Below are 14,850 nucleotides of genomic sequence, written 5' to 3'. Positions count from 1 at the left end.
TGCTACTGTGAACAGGATACAAATGGACTGTTTTCCGAGATGATTGCTTAAGTATCAGTGGTGCTTATACCAGCCTGCCCCCAGAATGTCGTTCCACGACGTGGTTTGGTGGCATTGAAAACATTGATCGACGCGAGCATGCGGCTTGCCAGCTACACGAGCCGAGATCATCTTGAAGTGCATCATGTAATGGCTGGGAGGTGCTTGATGGCATTGGGCGCAGTCCAGTGAGTTAGGAGATGGATGCCTGAATTCGGGGATGGTCCAGCGATCCGTGGCGTGACACTGGGCGCAGTCTTGTCCAAACAGTTGGAAATGGCGGTCGTCATTAGAGTGGCAAGTCGCGCAGTCCAGTACCGCTTCCTCGGACGTGATGAGGGCATGAGGGGATGAACCGTGGTATATGCCAATGATAAATTGGAGGCGCAGCAACTCGATCTGACTATCAGCGTCGTCCTTCAGTTGACGCAAACCGATCTCTGCCAATACGGAGTGATCCATCTTTGTAGGACGGCTCGCTCTGCCCTGATGCTCCAGATGACACTCCACGCAACTGTTGATATTGGCATGAAAAGAGGTCGGCTGTCGTTGTAGTATCGATTCATTGTTGGCATGACAAATGATGCAATTGGCAGTCTCAACTCCTTTGACGGATGTGTGACATGCTGCACAATTGCTTTCTAGATGTGCGTGAGCAGCCGATAGCGCACCCGGCTCGGCCATTCGTTGCCAGGCAGCCGGTTGCTTGAAAGTGGATTCTCCCGGTGTGGCTAACCAGAAGGCTAGGATTACGCCAGCACTGACAGGTATACCGATGAGTGTCCATTTGAGGCTCATCTAACCCACCTCAGCCCGAAGTGAATCGCTGTCCAGACATGTAGTATCAGTAGGCCGTATAGTATGAACGATATGACAATGTGAAACTTGAGCCATTTTCCGAACCAAGTTTTGAATTTTCCATGGGTGTCGATTGCGTATTCGACATCGGCAATCGATTCTGCCAGCCGCACCATCTCGCGGGGCGATGGAGTCTCAGCAGAGCTGGAGAAGTCCGCGCTATTCTCGCTCAGAAAAAAACTCGCTGTGAGACGTGAAAAGAAACCGGTAAACGGTTGAATGGCCAGAGCCGGTTGGTGCTGGGTGACTAACTTTGTTCTGATCTGGTCGTAGATGGCTTTTAACCCATCGAGCAGCGTTTTTTTCTCGCGGATCTCTTGAGAGAATTGCTGCATCAAATAGCGTCCCACAAACCCGCTTAACACGACTAGCAGTGTCATGGCCGTCAAGGCGATCCCTAACGGGCTTTCGTATTTGTGTCCACTATGGATTACAACCAGGATCGGCCCAAGTACTCCTGCGTAAATATGCCACGCCAGTAATGTTCGCTTCGAGACAAACTTCGTGGTGTATTGCTTGAGCGGCTTGACGCGTTTGACGATCATGTAAGCAAGCGGAGCAAGCATGAGCAGCGCGCCTGTCACACCGAACACACCGCCCCACAAGCTTCCTGCGAATCGCGGTGACTCATGAAACGGAAATCCGAGCCAGGTGATGAGCATCAATACCACCAAGGCAGTGACCAAGATTCGCTCGCGTTCCTTCATAAACATTACTCACATAGAAGCTGTTGATACAAGTGAAATCAACAATGTGGGGGAGACCCTTGCTGCTGTTGACTCATTGGTTTACCTCTGATGTGCGAGCAGATGTCTCACAGTGTCGTGAATTGTTTCCCAAGTTGTAAAAGAGAGCCACAACGGCTCCAACCAGCCAGGCCAAGATAAAGGTTTCCAGCACGCCGGTGATTGCCTCCCACCACGGCATGTCCCAACGCATAATGGAGGTAACATCCCAGCCGTGCAAGAGACTGTTGAAAAAGCGAATGGTCATGTCATGGGGGACAGTCAGCATGACAAAGACACAGCCGAAATACAGGAGTGCGGCAGTAGCTCCGAGAGCAAAACCAAGTTGCTTGATGCTAATGGTTTGCATGATGATCTCCTTGATTTGACTTGTGGTTGTTCTTGTGGACGTTTCGCCGATGGTCACCACCGACCATGAACAAATGACAGGCAAACATTAGTACGATGGCAACATACAAAGATACTCCCTCACCTAGACCGAATAGTGGCAACAAGAAAAGAAGCAATAGCGGGATTATGCAGCCCAGCAACATTCGCATTGTGTGATTCATTCATTTCACCTCGATCTAGGTTAAGGAAACGATCAATCCGTGCATTCTAGCCGTTCCAATACTGATTCATGTTCTACGTTCTTAGCAGTTCAATATCAGCCGTTCACCCTCCCGCATGTCACGCCTCCACGGCCACGCTGCCTGTGGACTTCGCTTGACACGAAAGAATCATTCCCAATTTCTTTTCTTCTGGCTCTAGTCCGTCCTCGACTTCCATCGATACTTTTCCTGACAGAAGTTTGACAATACAAACCCCGCATGTTCCGATTCGGCATGAATAGTCGATGTCAACGCCGACTCGTTCGGATGCCTCCAAGATGGTCTCATCCGGCTGGAACTCCGTCGACTTGGCTGACTTACTGAAAGTAACCGTACCGCCGGTCTCCGCGATGTCCGTCTCGGCAATTTTCGCCCGTTGCTCAGCTCGCACACGTGGCTTTTGCTCGCCACCAAAGTTCTCGCTATGGATGTTCTCTGGCGGCACATCGAGTTCCATTAGCATTTCCTTGACCGCATCCATCATTGCTGGAGGTCCACAGATGTGGATCCGTTTGGCCGCGATGGAAGGGACCCATTCGGTTAGCAGTTCTCGCGAGAGACGAGCTTTGCGATAGCCATTGATGTCTTCTTTGATGCGACTCATTGCGACAAAGATATGTAGATTATCGTGCCGTTCCTGAAGCCTTCTTAGCTTAGATTCAAAGATGAAATGCTCAGGATCATGGCAGGCCACGATAAAGTAGATGTCGCCGTTCCATGCCATGTCTGTTAGGGCGCGGGTCACGCTCATCATCGGTGTGATACCCACGCCACCGCCGATCAAGACAATGTCTTCCGATTCTTTACCCGTGAATACGAATTTTCCACTTGGCGCTTGCACTTCGAGAGTGTCACCCACCTTGACCTGATCATGAAGAAAACGCGAGCCAGTGCCATACTCCTCTCGCTTGACCGTAATTTCACAATAGTATCCTTGTGTTGGTGACGAAGAGATGGTGTAGCTCCTTCGGATCGGTTTCTCGCCGACAGGTAGTTTCAAGGTGAGAAACTGACCGGGAAGATAGCTGAAAGGGATGCCGCCACCATGACAAGCGACAAGCCGAAAAGTTTTTACGTCGGGCGTTTCCTGGTCGATGCGGGCAACCCGTAACCGACAAAGTTTCTTCTTGCGGATTGGCAGCAGGCCTTCCGAAATATCTGATCGATCTGTTGCTTTCTCGTTGCTGGGACAAGTCTCTTCCGAATTATCGCAACAATCGGCGGCCATCGCCGCAGACGATTTAGCAGCATCTTTCGCATTTGTTGAAGAGCTGGAGGCCGTCGATGCATTTGACGGCGGGCTGTTAGCTGGCAAAGCCATCTCCGTTGCAGGTCCATTGGCTGTTTCAGCCATGGCCAGCTTCTCCAGTAACGCCGATGCACGGCGCATTTTGAAAAAATACATGGCAATCATGGCAACGGCGAAGAGAACTAACACCACCATCAGCAGGGTGTGAAAAAGTGTCATACCCCACAGCCGAAAGCCAGTGTGTTGCGTACCCGGTGGTGGAAGCAGGTTCATTTCACGCTTAAACCATTGCAGAGCCACGTTTTGCGGTGCTTTCCCTTCGGCTATCGCTCGATGGGCAGCCAGACCACTTTCAAACTGTGCCAGGCCCTCGCGCATTTTGGCGGTGGCCGATTGCATCGCATCGAAGTGGTTCGTCGGCGCTGCACGAGTCAGCTCGTCAAGTCCCTGAGCTAGAAGTTTTGTGCCTTCGATCATTCGCAGGTGTGCTTCCTGCTCGATGGCAGCCCGCTGTTCCATCGGCAAATCGGGCAACGCCATTAGCTGGGGATAGATCTGCTTGGGCTTGGGCGCACCCATCTTCTCCATCATGCCCTCCATCATTCCGCCCATGCCACCACCCATCATCCCACCTGGGCCGCCCATTCCACCTGCGGGACCAGGATTTGGTGTTCCACTGCTCTGAGCATCAGGCGGCTCACCTCCTTGGGATTGACCAGGGTGATGACTTGCGTGTTCTTCGGGGGAGATTTGAGCGTTGCTAGAAGACGCCAAGCTAGCGGCAAGCAACACAATGATAGCTGTCTTAAATATCATAAGTGGCTGCACGTCAATTTTAGTAAACTTAGCAGGCTTATCTCGCGTACTAAGATCATCCGTATAATTTTGTTTGAGCTGTGATGTATCATTGAACGTTCCGCTAGCGTGCGGTGTAGCGGTATAAATAGTAGCTGCCTAGATTTAGATGCATGGCCTGACCGATTTCTTCACGAGATGGCTTCTTTCTATGCGGAAAAGTGCCCAAAACAACTTCTTTTTATTGAGGCGTTGCTACACGGGCTCTAAGTCAAGAATTGGTCATCAACCGGCCTTGACCCTCGCTCGGATTTAGCGATACGTTACGAAAAGGTGCTGAGCAGAAAAGCAAATATTCCGTTAATAAGTCCGTTCAAACTGGTCGATGATTAGGAATGGACAAATCCTGCGGTCAATTGCCGCACGGCCTAATCAACAATGCAACGATGAACCAACTGACACTTAATATCTCGAAGTCCTTGACTCTACTGGCAGTCTTATTGCTGCCGGTGGAGCAAACGCTGGCGGCAACCTGTTGCTGTCACGGCAGTAGTGTTGCTGGAAGGCATGTCTCAGTCGGATCACAAATTAGTTGCTATTCACAGGTTCAGGGGGCTTGCTGCAGTACTGATTGCCAATCTTGCTGCGCTGGTCATTCCGGGTCCAAGCCGTGCCGGTGTCCTGCAGGACTTTGCGGCTTGAAGATCCCAACCGCTGTCGCCCCTACGACGGACACTACCTCGGTGACCGATGCGTGGACGTTTGCCGAGGTCTCACCAATCTCGTTTAACTCAGTTGGTCACTCTTCTCGCAAATGGTATCCACATTCGGCTATCGATATTTTGACCAGCGGATCTCAGCGCTGCGTCCTTCTATGTCGTTATCAAATTTGAGGCTCTCTCATCCGACGCGGGTCTGCTGCTCAATGTAGTTGCAGAATGATCGTTGTCGCCGGACGTTAGGAATTCTTGTTGGATTCCGCGTCCCCTGTTTTTTCTTTGAGAGTTTTCAGTTATTTAACCGATTCCGCGCGAGCGGTACGTTTAGAAGGAGAGAGTCATGATTCTGCAGAATACCCATCATGTTGTCGATTGTCCGATTTGTGGTCGTCCCCTGGAATTGCAATCGCAGTTAATCAATCACGAGATCGCATGCGGTCACTGCCGTGGAGAGTTCTTCGTATATGAAACCGATGACGGATTGTTGTCTACCGCTAATCGAGATGGCACGGACTTGCTGGGGCGGGTAGAACAGTTGTTGTGCGCCACGAGTGGTACATCGACGCTATTAGGAAATCGTTGCTGCCAGGAGCCATCTACGTCGGTTTCTGTGCCGGACAATTTTGGATTGGCTGAAGATTTTTACCTCTCCACACTCGAAGCAGAGGAAACCGAAGCAGAGCTGCTGCCTACGGCGGTTCTGGTTGAGCCTCGGGACGAAGTATTCGCACGGCTCGCGACCGATATGGCCGAGCATGGGGTACGCGTTGTCCGAGCCAAGTCGGCAACCGAAGCTCTTAAGCTATGCGGGAAGGATACGCCGGTCTTGGTAGTTGCTAATGTCGATCTCCCCGACCAAACCGGCTGGCTACTCGCTGCCAAACTCCGGTTCGTCGATCGAGGCACTCGCATTTGGCTCTACCAGACAGAATCCTCTGGATACGATCTTGGCTTGGTCAACTTCTTGAATGTCGATGAGTTGCTAGACTACCAAGGCGACTTATTCAGCCTGTCGGAAACAATCGTCGAGCTAATGAGCGAATGGTGCGAGCCTAACAGCGAGAGTAATGATATGCGAAGAATGGCCGCTGCGTAAGGCATTGTCTAGATGGTTGTGGGCAACGTCTTGGACGACGCTGTCCACAACCGCTTTTTCTTTGAATTGCTCGTCCTTTAGTTTGGCATGATAAGGAGTATCACACCATCACTTGCTGAACTCACTCTATAGCGTCACCTATCCGAAAGGAGTAGCACATCTTCTCCATGTGTCTTGGTGTCGTTTTGCAGCAAAACCAGTTTGGCTTGAAGTGGTTGTGTTTCCAAGATGGTGACCGATGGTTGTCCGAAGATCCAACCGCTCGTTTCACCTGGATTGACAATCAGTCTTCCGGCGCAATCTTTTTGAATCGAGGCACGATGCGTGTGGCCGAAAATAGCAACTTCGCAACCTTCTATCTGACCGCGAAGTAGTTCTCGTTGGTGTGTCACAACAATTCGGGTTCCGTCTGGGGCACGAAAACCAAAAGGAGGTTCCGCCAGAGGACCGATGATGCGCATGCCACCCCGAATGCCTATGCGGTTTCCTTCATTGTCTCCAAAACAGCCGACAAGTGGGCAACGCAAAGCCCGAAGAGGAGGTATCGCAATCGTCGAGACAAGATCCCCCGCAAACACAACCAGTTCGCAGCCATTCTCATTGAAAACATCGACGGCCCGCCGGATATTGTCCAAGTGATCGTGACTGTCGGCAAAAATGCCAATGCGCATGACTTTACTCTCAATTGTGAAAGACCTTTTCGCATAGTTCCGCACACACCTTGGCTGGCAAAAGCAACACTAGCTTATACAGTAACGCAGGGTGTTGCAATCTAAGGTCTTACGACAAGGCGGTCTCTCTTGTAAAACTAGTGCTGATGATTACTTTTGTCGTTATCAGAGTGTGTCGCGCAGACAAACATCACATCGTCGCCACACTTCGAGCAGACGTGTTTCACTTCTTCATACTTTCCTTGGCCTTTGCTAGTGCCCATGACAGTGACAGTCCCGCCACAAACGCATTTGTGCTTTTGGCCTTTGGTCATCAGTGTGACGTGTGAATTGTCGTTTGTCACATGCTGGACCATTACATGTTTGCACATGCTGCATGCCATAGCGATTGCATCGCCCGGCTTCAGGGCTTCGGCCTCCGCTTGAGTCGAGATGTGGTTCATGTGCATGACATGCTGGCCTGAGTTCGCACCGTGATCTTCATCCGCCCCTTGGACCGTAACGGACCAGGACACTGCCAATAAGATCGCAAGAACCGAACCGAGACTGGCTACGCTGGTAAGTGGCTTTTTCATCGGAAGCTCCTTTTCTCTTGGTTAAGAGTTGAATACGTGTCTGACTGAAATTCGTGAGTACTTTGTGTCTTCTTTGAGGGTCTGTTGTGTAAAAGAAGAATTATTCGATGTCCATGAATCGGTTCATCGTGCCGAAGGAATTCGATACGCATTTCGGACATGCCTCTAAGGGCTGACAACCCGGCTCGCAGCACCACTGGCCGTCCACAAAGAACTTGTATTCGTAGTGACCAGGTGCCAACTCCATTTGCACTTTCCAATTGCCTTGGTCGACGTTTGCCAATGGAGTCGCATCGGTTTGCCAGTCATTGAATGTGCCAGCCAGAAACACCGCGCTGGCATCAGGTGCATGGCAACTGAACTGAGTTAGTTTTGCTTTTACTTTCGACATCAGATTTGCTCCTTACGTGTACCAATGAAAGTGATTAACAAGTCATTTCGCGATACGCGTTCTTCCGGAGTCTGCGTGGGAGAACGCGATTACGACTTCGATGCTCTTCGCCTTAATAGTCGTACCCGTTTCTGCTTTAGTGCTGGTTAGTGTTGCCCGTCGTCGTATGTTCTAACGGCAATACCCCAACCAAAGCTTGTCGTTGCTCGTCTGATAGCACTTGGGCCGCTTCTCCGACGGCGCGGATGAAGGCGATCCGCTTGTCACTCTGCAGTTTCTCAATCTCGCGGATTTTTGCCTCAATCTCCGCCGCACTGGGAAATTCCGCGCTGGTAAGCCCCCACAAATCTTGCTCTGCCTCAGCAATCGAACGGTCGTAGGTGGCTTGACTCATTAAGGTCTGTTGCTTGATTTGATTCAGTTTAGTTTGCTGGTCTTGCGACGGTTCGATGTGCTGCATGTGGTCGAGAAAAAAGTTTGATGACCCGACATGGTAGATGTGCGAAGCACCAGGAAAACCGGGAAGAGCCGAAGGCATTTGCATCTGCCCCATCCCAGGCATGCGACCCATCATTGCCATCCCTTCGCCTCCCATCATGCCCATGCCGCCCATACCCATGCCACCCATGCCTTGGCCGGACTGCATCGAACCCATGCCCGACATCATACCCATGCCTCCCGCGTCCATTCCTGACATTCCCTTGCCCATGTTTCCCATGCCCATCCCTTGGCCTGATTGCATCGACTGTCTGTCTGACATCGTTGCCATTTGTCCCTTTTGCATCATCGCCATGTTCGGCTCGGAATTGTTTTGCATATTGCCCATCGACATTCCACCTTGGGCGGGAGGTGACGTCGCCTGGTGGTTTTGCTTTAGGGCTGCTTCGAGGGCGGCAATCTTGCCTTGTAGTTTTTGAAACTGCTCCAAAAGAGATGCATCATCCTCTGGCGATGACGACTCATTTGCAGAATGGGATTGGTGAGATGGATGATCTTCTTCCGATTGCTTGGCATTGCTCGTTGTCTCCATATTGCCGACTATGGGCAAGCTCAGGACCAAGTAAACTATTGTGCGGGAAATGCCGATGTTTTTCGCAAACGTTTCCATTGCTTTGTCCTCTCAATATTTATGAACCGATTGGCCACTCGTCCACTGATGCCTTTGGTTTTGGACGTTGGTAGCCGTGACGCTTCCATTGAAGCGAATTAGTTTCGAGTCGAGACCTTATCTAACAACACATACAGGCGTGTAAGTTCAAAACGCATTCGGTCTAATTGCCACTGTAGATGGTCCATGGGGGATTCCGTCACGTCAGGATCGCGAGCCTTTTCCAAGGCTAACCGAGCTACCTCAGTAGCCGCACGCAGCCTCATAATCTCCAAATCATTGACGGAGCCGGGGGTCTGTTCATTAGCCGCCACCGCAGCCGCCAGGTCGGACTCTGCCAGTGCCAACGCTCCCATAACTTCTTGCAAATGCAGCTTGTGTGAGTCATTCGCTCCACGATCTGTCTCGTAACGAAGCATCTCTTGTGCATAGGCCACACTGTTGCGAAGTCGCTCTACAGTCCGGGCAGAATACAAATTCGCAATCTTTTCATTTCCAGTGAGCGCAATTTGCAACTCCACTTCAGTTAAGCGTAAAATTGCGCGGGCATAGCGTACTTGCACGTTTTCAGAATACGCATTGATAATTGCCTCCTGCGATTCTGTACCTTGACCTTGCGTGTTAGTTGACATAAAGACCATGGTAGCCATCACAATAGTAGTCAGTAATTTCTGAATATATATCCTGTCATTCATTTATTTTTCTAGGTGTTGCTACATCAGGGTCGATCACCCACAACGGTTAGGCTGCTCAGAAGTTATGTTGTTTTTCCATTTGTCACCTGTGAGATCGTTTCCAGACGGTTAATTCTTGAAGTTGGAAAGACTCGGCAAGTCTCATACATGGTTTCGCTAAATTGTCTTAATTTGAGCGTATTGCTCTGGGTCGTCTTGAAACTTTGTCAAACAGCCCTTGGAACAAAAGTAATAGGGATGTCCGTAGTAAGACTCAGTCCCAGCGGCAGCAGAGTGGAGTATCTTCATTCCACAAACAGGATCTGTTGTCAGCTCCTCTTCTGAATCACTCTCAGCATCGAGTTGCATGTAGGTATCGAGAAATTCCAAGAGACGTTCTTCCACCCAGTCAGCCACTTCTTCCTCCTCCACTGAATCCGATGGCAACGGCAGGTTGTCCTGCTCAACAAACTTCACAAACACCGGTACAATGCGGCATCGCAAATGCACGAATAGAGTTTCAAATCGCATGTCGTGTTCAATGGAGAATTCGATAGTTGCGAAAGCGGGAAATCGGTCGCAATACTCGAAAGTGCAACTCGACTGGTGTGACTGTTGCTCTTCCAGCAACGCGGTGTTCGGAAACTGCTTGGCTAGGATCTCCAGCCGAGGTCTTACGACGGTCTGGTTTAGCTGATCGGCCAGGTTTTCGAAGGCTACTCGCCGCAATTCGACTTCGGCCATATACCTTTCTAATTCCTCTGGCGTCCAATGCGGTTCTCGAAAGGCGTCGCTCAATACATCCTGCACGTGCTTGGCGAAAGTGGTAAGGTCTGGCATGATACTTCTTCTATTCTGTTCGTGCCTCTGCCAGCCAAACAGTGCTAAGCATCGACTTGTGCTCGCGCGGATTTTCAACCTACACCGATGCTTGGCTGGGTTTTCGAGTAAATGCTTTCAGTTGATCGGCAACCCTCAAACTGGAGATGGTTCCTCGATTAACGAATATGGCCGTGACTTTCGATTCTCAAAGCGACCAGTCCGGAATCGAAGAAAATATCTTTTACCGTTCCGGACTGGGGTCGCTTATCCGTTTGACATCGAGACCACATGGTGTGGCCTAGCAAGTCGGCGTGCTTATAGGAGATCAGTTGTTATGATCGCGTTCATGATTGTGGTCACTGTGATCGTGGCCTGCTTTCATACCGGCCTTCTTAAGCACTTCAACTTTAGCAAGCGTGGCGGCTGGATTCGCTTGTGCTTTGCCAGTGCATCCTTTACAGCATAGGTAGACTGGCTTGCCATTGATTTTCAACTTGACTGGCTCACCCATCGCTCCGAGGAGGTTCTTGTTGGCAACGGCACAGAATTTCTGAGCCTCGGCTGCTGCCCGCTCATTGGCAGGTAGTTTCGCCAAATTAGCCGAGACGTCCGTCAGTTTCTGAGCAGTCTTGAGAGTCTCTTGGCCTCCTGCAATGGCGTCTTCGACACATCCCTCGCAGCACACGAAAACTTGCTGTCCTGCAACCGTAACTTTCAGCGGGGCGCCCATTGAACCAAGCCGACTGTACTGCATGATTGGACAAAACCGTTGTGCCTCAGCTTGCTTGCGATCCTCAGGCGAAAGGGAAGCAAGTGCATCCGTAATTTTCTTTTCCATCTTCATTGCGTCGTGATCGTGATTGGTAGACGTTCCATGGCTAGGTGAATCGTCGGCCAAGAGGGAACTTGAACCCAAACCGTTGACAAACAACGCTATGGCCAGGGTCAACATTAAGTGAGATCGTAGAATTGTCATTTCATAAATCCTTTTTTTTGGGACGGGGGGGACAAAGTCATTGAGATGCGAACGCAGGCGAGAGCAAACTCACCTAGTACCATTCGCACATCAAGGAGACAAAGGTAGTAAAATTAGATGCGTGGCAAATACAATTTCATCTCACAAAATCGAATTTGTCTGGGAATTTTGTCAATTGCTACCAATACCAGGAGGACCCACGAAGTTAGGGCATTCGTTTGGCCAAAGAGACTTGTCGCACCAGACTCGCTGCAAAACTAATCAACTAGACAACATCGACTCATCCAGATGGAGAGTCGATGATGCGTCCAACGTCACTAGTAACCATTTCAGACTGCGTACGGTCGCAAGAATCAGTTCGAGGGTTTCTCTTTCATTTCCATCGAACGCATTAGAGCATCGTGCTCTGCCTGGGCTTTGTCCAATTCCAGAATAATCGTATTGCAGCAATTCATGCAGATTGAGCCATCCACTGAGTCCTTGCAGCATTCTTCGTGAAGCATCTTATGATGCTTCACTGCGGCTGCGAGGTGCTCGTTGATTGATTTCAATGCTGAGACAGCAGCGGGGTCGCTACCGACTTCCTTCTGGACAGTGACCAATTCCTGCTGTGCCTTGGTAATGTTTCTACCCAATTCTTCGGACTGGGATTTGGCTACCGCTGGCTCCATGGATTTGGCGTCTCGGGAATAGCGGTAGATGTCTCGCGAGTAGTTACGAGCGTGTTGCACGCTACGCGATGCCCGCTGGTTGGACCAAGACCCTATTTGACCCGTAGGGCGTGTGCGCTGTTCAATCCGATCTCGCTGAGCAAATACGGATGATGAGGCTGCCAGCACGGCAACCAAAGTAAATAAGCTGACTACTATTCTTCTTTGACGTAACATGGCACTAACTCTCCTCAAAATATGCTCGGCCTTTGAAGCCCTTACTATAAGGACTACACGATCCAAGCAATTGTTTCGGTGGCGGTATGTCAGTTCCATCAGGTTGACGGACTCACCCGCTTATGCCCTCTTAGATGCGGAGTCGATACGATTTCTTCACGGCCTAAAAACAAAAACCTAGTTGCCAAAACCGCCTTCTCAATGCGGCGAAAAGCCGGGAGAAACCAGATAGGGAGCAGTTTTTCTCGGCAATCAGCCAACCAAAGCATAAGCCACCTGTTTCCTACCTCCACAGAGGGTAAACTAGGAGAAGTGGGCTCATCCGGGAGCAATTGATCCACGAACGGTTTCAGGTACGTAAGAACTTATGTCTTCCTTACTTCCTTACTTCGGGAGACAATCCTCATGAAATTTGCCACCACGCGAAGAACTGAACCTCTTTCCGCATCTAAAAGCGATGAAGGAATGCTCGCGTGGGCTGATATGCAAGAAGCTACAGCAGTCGCGGATGCTTGCCAACAAGGTGATCCAATTGCGCAACGTCGCCTTTACGACGTAACGCATCAGAATGTGTATCGCTTGGTGGTCCGTATGGTAGGCATTCAGGATGCCGCAGATGTCACTCAGCAAGTGTTTCTTCAGGCGTTTCGTAAGATTAGCCAGTTTTCTGGCAAATCCCAAATTGGCACCTGGATGTATCGAGTGGCTGTGAACGAAGCCTTGCAGCACCTTCGCAAGAGGAAGCGACGGCAATTTGAGCCTCTGGAACAGGAACCGATGGACCGTTCTGTAACTAGCCGCGAGAATATGGATGACAAAGAATTATTAGAGCGGGCGCTCGGGCAGTTGGATCCAGAATTGAGATCTGCCTTTCTGCTCCGCGAAGTGGAAGGGTTGTCGTATCGAGAGATAGCGGATGCGCTAGAGATTCCTGAGGGAACGGTCGGCTCCCGCTTAAATCGTGCTCGTCAGGAACTCAAACTTCATCTTGCTCAACTGGGTTGGGAGCCATAACTTGAATTGCTCTAAGGTCTATGATCGACTTTCCGCATATCACGACAGCGAGCTGTCACAAGAGGATGCTGCGCAAGTTGCGGCTCACCTGGCCAAGTGCCCTACCTGTACAGAAGAGCTGGCATCTTACGTGCGGTTGTCGGGCTTATCCAGACGACTAATTGATCCACCGGTGCCGGAGCAATTATGGGCAGAATTGCAGTCGAAACTCGATACACCAACAACGTCTTGGAAAAGAATCGCACGACATCTGCCCGATTATCTTCCGCAACAACGACTGGTGTTGGCTGCTTCACTGCTAATCGCCTTTGGAATAGGAGTTCTAGCGTATCTCAATTGGTCTTCGCATTCTGAACATAATCATCTAGCCATGAATTTCTCTCACTTCCTGGAGGAATTCGAGCAGCGGCCTGAGGAAGCACAACAGATTCTTTTGGCCAACTACAATGGCCGGCAAAGCACACTTCAGGAAGTCACAGACGTCCTCGGCTATGAACCGGTAGCAGCCAACAAATTACCACCTGAATATAGAATGGACCAAGTATATTTGCTGGACATGCCTTGTTGCACCTGCGCCCAAATTGTATGCAAAAACAAGGAGGGCCAATCAATTGCCATTTTCGAGCACGCGATTGATCAACCAGTTTGGTTTGGTGACAGACCCACGGTTGAATGCCTTTGTCATGACATTCCTACGAGTGTCACTCAAATGGGTAACCGGCTTGCCGCTACCTGGAAAGAGGGTCAGCGATTCATCACTATTATCGGGGCAACGGATCTCGACGAGGTGACGGAATTTATTGCTCACTTTAAGGGAGTATTTCCTGTCAAAGGGTGATATGTTTCTTAGGTCCCGGAAGCCTCTTCTAAACCACGTCTGAAGAAACGGGCAAGTTCTAGCATCAAACACTATAGAACAGGCAAACTGCAGATTTAAGGAGAGTCACCTCTCAGCGAACCTTTCCTCAGTTTTGTGGAAAACCTCTGCACCAAGGAGCTGGAATGCCCAAAACAGACGACTTGTCGACAGCCTGTGTGGATAGGAAACGATGAATCAATCCGAATGCGCTACAGATCTGAGAGACCATGCGGATGTTACCCTCAGTGTAACTGGAGAAGTTCAAAAGACGATCAAAGAGCGCATTTGTCATTGCCCCTATGCCTTCCATTTCAACAAAGTCTATTGCTACTATTTCCAAGGTACGCTTACGCTCCGTGGAAGCGTTGCAACATTCCACCTGAAGCAGATTCTCCAGACAATGCTCTTAGACATTAAATATGTACAACGACTTGTGAATGAAGTGGATGTGACGAACGCCATAGGTTTAAGCACTGAGCGACAAAAGTAATTTTATTGTAAATGCCACAAAGAGCATTCTGATTACAGAACATCCTATTGCTCGTGTTGATGAGTAATCTATGAATGCGAGGCTTGCATCTAAGCGCAAGAAGAAAAGTTTTGTACCGTCATATTTTCGTTGAGAATGAACGTAGTGGTCCGCCGAGTCAAAAACGTTTAATTAACCATCTCGCAGCTGTTCACTCCTAAACGGCAAGGATGTCTACATCACAGCGAGGGCTGCAGCAAGGACGAGAATTTTCGGCCACTGGGATGAAGAAATGCCACATCCGAAGCATCT

The 14,850-nt window shown here is 50.0% G+C and carries 17 protein-coding genes; 4 read left to right on the top strand and 13 right to left on the bottom strand.

Annotated features, from left to right (window positions below; translation table 11 throughout):
• Positions 1-54 precede the first annotated feature (54 nt).
• From Pr1d_RS14910 to Pr1d_RS14890, 5 genes are all read right to left on the bottom strand, one after another.
• On the bottom strand, positions 55-837 hold the full coding sequence (locus Pr1d_RS14910; RefSeq protein ID WP_148074266.1) for a cytochrome c3 family protein: 783 nt from the start codon (positions 835-837) through the stop codon (positions 55-57).
• Positions 834-1,604, bottom strand: a complete 771-nt coding sequence (locus Pr1d_RS14905) for a hypothetical protein (protein WP_148074265.1) — start codon at positions 1,602-1,604, stop codon at positions 834-836. Before Pr1d_RS14905 ends, Pr1d_RS14910 begins: the two co-directional genes overlap by 4 nt.
• A gap of 73 nt (positions 1,605-1,677) precedes the next feature.
• On the bottom strand, positions 1,678-1,992 hold the full coding sequence (locus Pr1d_RS14900; RefSeq protein ID WP_148074264.1) for a DUF5676 family membrane protein: 315 nt from the start codon (positions 1,990-1,992) through the stop codon (positions 1,678-1,680).
• A complete protein-coding gene (locus Pr1d_RS26070) occupies positions 1,979-2,194 on the bottom strand; it encodes a hypothetical protein (protein WP_148074263.1) in 216 nt (71 codons plus the stop codon). Before Pr1d_RS26070 ends, Pr1d_RS14900 begins: the two co-directional genes overlap by 14 nt.
• Positions 2,195-2,312: 118 nt before the next feature.
• Complete coding sequence (locus tag Pr1d_RS14890) at positions 2,313-4,298, bottom strand: 2Fe-2S iron-sulfur cluster-binding protein (RefSeq protein ID WP_148074262.1); 1,986 nt, start codon at positions 4,296-4,298, stop codon at positions 2,313-2,315.
• 1,038 nt (positions 4,299-5,336) lie between these two features.
• Here Pr1d_RS14890 and Pr1d_RS14885 point away from each other — a divergent pair.
• Positions 5,337-6,092, top strand: a complete 756-nt coding sequence (locus Pr1d_RS14885; protein ID WP_148074261.1) for a response regulator — start codon at positions 5,337-5,339, stop codon at positions 6,090-6,092.
• Positions 6,093-6,226: 134 nt separating this feature from the next.
• Here Pr1d_RS14885 and Pr1d_RS14880 read toward each other — a convergent pair whose 3' ends face one another.
• From Pr1d_RS14880 to Pr1d_RS14845, 8 genes are all read right to left on the bottom strand, one after another.
• Positions 6,227-6,763: a YfcE family phosphodiesterase gene (locus Pr1d_RS14880; protein WP_148074260.1), complete on the bottom strand. Its 537-nt coding sequence runs from the start codon at positions 6,761-6,763 to the stop codon at positions 6,227-6,229.
• A gap of 137 nt (positions 6,764-6,900) precedes the next feature.
• The gene (locus tag Pr1d_RS14875; RefSeq protein WP_148074259.1) at positions 6,901-7,338 is read right to left on the bottom strand and encodes a hypothetical protein; all 438 of its coding nucleotides are present in this window, start codon (positions 7,336-7,338) and stop codon (positions 6,901-6,903) included.
• Positions 7,339-7,438: 100 nt separating this feature from the next.
• Positions 7,439-7,729 (bottom strand): glycogen-binding domain-containing protein, encoded by a 291-nt coding sequence (locus tag Pr1d_RS14870; protein ID WP_148074258.1) that lies wholly within the window; start codon positions 7,727-7,729, stop codon positions 7,439-7,441.
• 136 nt (positions 7,730-7,865) lie between these two features.
• Positions 7,866-8,837 (bottom strand): periplasmic heavy metal sensor, encoded by a 972-nt coding sequence (locus tag Pr1d_RS14865; protein ID WP_148074257.1) that lies wholly within the window; start codon positions 8,835-8,837, stop codon positions 7,866-7,868.
• 98 nt (positions 8,838-8,935) lie between these two features.
• Positions 8,936-9,532: a hypothetical protein gene (locus tag Pr1d_RS14860; RefSeq protein ID WP_148074256.1), complete on the bottom strand. Its 597-nt coding sequence runs from the start codon at positions 9,530-9,532 to the stop codon at positions 8,936-8,938.
• A 156-nt stretch (positions 9,533-9,688) separates the two neighbouring features.
• Positions 9,689-10,351 (bottom strand): YHS domain-containing protein, encoded by a 663-nt coding sequence (locus Pr1d_RS26065; RefSeq protein ID WP_210417722.1) that lies wholly within the window; start codon positions 10,349-10,351, stop codon positions 9,689-9,691.
• 307 nt (positions 10,352-10,658) lie between these two features.
• On the bottom strand, positions 10,659-11,309 hold the full coding sequence (locus Pr1d_RS14850; protein WP_148074255.1) for a hypothetical protein: 651 nt from the start codon (positions 11,307-11,309) through the stop codon (positions 10,659-10,661).
• 353 nt (positions 11,310-11,662) lie between these two features.
• Positions 11,663-12,196, bottom strand: coding sequence for a hypothetical protein (locus tag Pr1d_RS14845; RefSeq protein ID WP_148074254.1), 534 nt, complete (start codon positions 12,194-12,196; stop codon positions 11,663-11,665).
• Between the two features lie 405 nt (positions 12,197-12,601).
• On the opposite strand from Pr1d_RS14845, the gene Pr1d_RS14840 reads away from it, so the two are divergent.
• The 3 genes from Pr1d_RS14840 to Pr1d_RS14830 all read left to right on the top strand — a co-directional run bounded on the left by Pr1d_RS14840 (position 12,602) and on the right by Pr1d_RS14830 (position 14,559).
• Positions 12,602-13,210, top strand: a complete 609-nt coding sequence (locus tag Pr1d_RS14840) for an RNA polymerase sigma factor (RefSeq protein ID WP_238476510.1) — start codon at positions 12,602-12,604, stop codon at positions 13,208-13,210.
• Between the two features lies 1 nt (position 13,211).
• Positions 13,212-14,048 carry an anti-sigma factor family protein gene (locus Pr1d_RS14835; RefSeq protein ID WP_168205246.1) on the top strand — a complete coding sequence of 279 codons (837 nt, stop codon included), beginning with the start codon at positions 13,212-13,214 and terminating at the stop codon, positions 14,046-14,048.
• A 211-nt stretch (positions 14,049-14,259) separates the two neighbouring features.
• Complete coding sequence (locus Pr1d_RS14830) at positions 14,260-14,559, top strand: hypothetical protein (RefSeq protein ID WP_148074252.1); 300 nt, start codon at positions 14,260-14,262, stop codon at positions 14,557-14,559.
• The last annotated feature ends 291 nt before the right edge of the window (positions 14,560-14,850 follow it).

The sequence above is a fragment of the Bythopirellula goksoeyrii genome, assembly GCF_008065115.1.
In the GTDB taxonomy this organism is placed as follows: domain Bacteria; phylum Planctomycetota; class Planctomycetia; order Pirellulales; family Lacipirellulaceae; genus Bythopirellula; species Bythopirellula goksoeyrii.
Note: the sequence above shows the minus strand (reverse complement) of the source record. Positions and strands in the feature narration are given on the sequence as shown.